Genomic DNA, 2,350 nt, shown 5'->3' on the forward strand with positions numbered 1-2,350 from the left:
CGGCGCCGGTCAGCCCGGCGGCGATGAGCAGGGGGATGCCGCAGCAGGCGATCGCGGCCGCGACGGCGGCGAGTGCGGTCTTGCCGGCGAGCTCGCCAGCGTCGCTGTGCGGGCTCATGCGGCGCAGCATGACAGCTTGGCGACGTCGCGGTCGAAGCCCTGGGCGGCGAGCTTCAACCCTTCGGCCATGGTCAGGTAGGGGTGGAAGGTGGGGCAGGGTGAACCGCGCCAGACCCGCCCGCCAGTCGACCATGATCTCGTCTGCCCCGAACGTCTGCAGGGCCGCGGCGACGTGCTGCTCACAGGCCGTGCAGGTCATGCCCGCCACCTCGAGCTCGACGCGCTCGCCCCTGTCGACTCGTGTGCTCATCATCGCTCCAATCGCCGTCTCGGGTTGCGCCACCCGTACGCTGCGCGGGGCAGCGCCGACCCTGTGAACTCACATCTGGTTTTCCGTATTCTACGAAGCATACGGTTATTACGATGGGTACGCTAGGGCCCAGCGATCGTCTGACAGGAAGGAGCCCGTGGTGGCCAGGCCCGCCATCATCACCCCCGAACCGGTCGCCCTGCCCGAGCACGAGCTCCTCGCCCGGGTGTTCCGCACGCTGGGTGACGCGACCCGGCTGCGTCTGCTCGAGGCCGTGCTCACCGGCGGCGAGGCCACCCAGCGCGAGCTCGTCGAGGCGGTCGGGGCGCCCCAGCCACGGGTGTCCGAGCACCTGCGCTGCCTGACCTGGTGCGGGCTACTGGCCGCCGAGCGGCGCGGCCGCGCGACCGTCTACCGCGTCCTCGACCCCCGCGCGGAGCAGTTCCTCGCCCTCGCGCGCGGGTTCCTCGACGACAACGCCGCTGCGGTCGGCTGCTGCACCGTGCTAGACACGTGAAACGCTGGGGGAATGCGACAGCACAGCAGCGGGTTCCTATGATTGAGGATTGAGCTCGACTGCTTGGAGGAAGGCACCGTGAGAACGCTGCTCGCGCAGATGCGCGACATGGTGGAGTGCCGGCGGATCAAGCCGCTGCTGCAGCCGTTCCTGGACGGCGAGCTCGGTGACAGCGAGGCTGTGCTCGTCTCCACGCACGTGGACGCCTGCCGGCGCTGCGGCCTGGCGGCAGAGACGTTCCGTGGGATCAAGGCCGGACTCGCCCGGCTCGCCGAGGAGCCCGACCGCGAGACCGTGCAGCGTCTCGAGCGGTTCGTGGACGAGCTCGACGTCGACGGTTGAGGGCGTTCCTCCACGACATCCTGCTGCCCCGCACTGACGCGGGGGTCGCCTTCCAGGTCGGGCTGGTGCTCGTCGTCTTGGCCTTCGCGCTGCAGCGGACATGGCCCCACCGTGACCTGCGGATCTTCACGATGGGCGTCGGCGTGTTCGTGTTGGGCCTCATGATGATGCGCGCCGCCCACTGACGGGAGTGCTCCTTCATGACGGGAAAGTTCCCGGATCAGCCGAAGGAGCTGGGATGACGACAGATGAGATGACCGCCGCCGCAGACCGGATCCTCGACCGCTACCGCACCTTCGCCGTCGTTGGCGCGTCCCCATCCCAGGGACGGGCCAGCCACGGCGTCATGGGTGTGCTGCAGCGTCACGGGTACACCGTCATCCCGGTGAACCCTGACGCGGCCGAGGTGCGGGGGCTGCCGTGCTATCCGGACCTCGCTTCCATCCCCGCCCCGGTGGACGTCGTGGACATCTTCCGCGACTCAGAGGTCGCCGGCAGCCACGTCGACGAAGCGATCGCGATCGGCGCCAAAGCGGTGTGGTTGCAGCTGGGTGTGGTCGACCAGGAGGCCGCCCAGCGGGCACGTGACGCCGGTCTGGAGGTCGTGATGGACCGCTGTCCCGCGATCGAGCTGGGCCGGCGCACCGACGAGTAGGCCGTCACCATGACCGAGCGCGTCCGTTTCCACATCGACCCGCCTGTCCGTGGTGCTACCAGACCTCGCGGCGGGGCTCTCCACGAGCTGCTCCCAACGGACGGAATCCGGCGGGACGTAGTTGGTTGCCCTCGACGAGGACGGTCCGGTTGCTGACGGCGCGTGCCACACCGCTCCAGGTTGCCTTCATGCACAGGGAACACGTTCTTTGTCGCCGGCTCTTCCCACGACCATGGAATAGGCTCGCGATCGCCGGGGGTTCCCGCGTCATGGCCAGCGATGCGACGATGCGGACCACGATGCGTGACGCCAACTTCCGCGAGTACGTGGTCCCCGAGCTCGACGTGCTGCTGCGCGTGGCGCGGCGGTTGACCGGCCAGTCCGACAGCGCCGAGGACCTGGTGCAGGAAACGCTCATCCGGGCCTACCGGGCGGTGGACCGCTTCGACGGTCGGTACCCGCGCGC

General features: G+C 69.3%; 4 protein-coding genes. All 4 read left to right on the forward strand.

Annotated elements, in window-relative coordinates:
* Window positions 1–530: 530 nt before the first annotated feature.
* The 4 genes from WD250_01875 (at window position 531) to WD250_01890 (ending at window position 1,884) form a co-directional block, all read left to right on the forward strand.
* Window positions 531–887, forward strand: a complete 357-nt coding sequence (locus WD250_01875; GenBank protein MEX2618943.1) for a metalloregulator ArsR/SmtB family transcription factor — start codon at window positions 531–533, stop codon at window positions 885–887.
* Between the two features lie 78 nt (window positions 888–965).
* Window positions 966–1,229: a zf-HC2 domain-containing protein gene (locus WD250_01880; protein MEX2618944.1), complete on the forward strand. Its 264-nt coding sequence runs from the start codon at window positions 966–968 to the stop codon at window positions 1,227–1,229.
* Window positions 1,226–1,414 (forward strand): hypothetical protein, encoded by a 189-nt coding sequence (locus tag WD250_01885; GenBank protein MEX2618945.1) that lies wholly within the window; start codon window positions 1,226–1,228, stop codon window positions 1,412–1,414. Before WD250_01880 ends, WD250_01885 begins: the two co-directional genes overlap by 4 nt.
* Window positions 1,415–1,467: 53 nt before the next feature.
* Window positions 1,468–1,884, forward strand: coding sequence for a CoA-binding protein (locus tag WD250_01890; protein MEX2618946.1), 417 nt, complete (start codon window positions 1,468–1,470; stop codon window positions 1,882–1,884).
* Window positions 1,885–2,350: the final 466 nt, after the last annotated feature.

The sequence above is a fragment of the Egibacteraceae bacterium genome (assembly GCA_040905805.1).
Taxonomy (GTDB): Bacteria; Actinomycetota; Nitriliruptoria; order Euzebyales; family Egibacteraceae; genus DATLGH01.

What these genes read in the sequence shown, in the direction of transcription:
- WD250_01890 (MEX2618946.1), top strand. Translation starts at nt 1,468, where the DNA reads ATGACGACAGATGAGATGACCGCCGCCGCAGACCGGATCCTCGACCGC.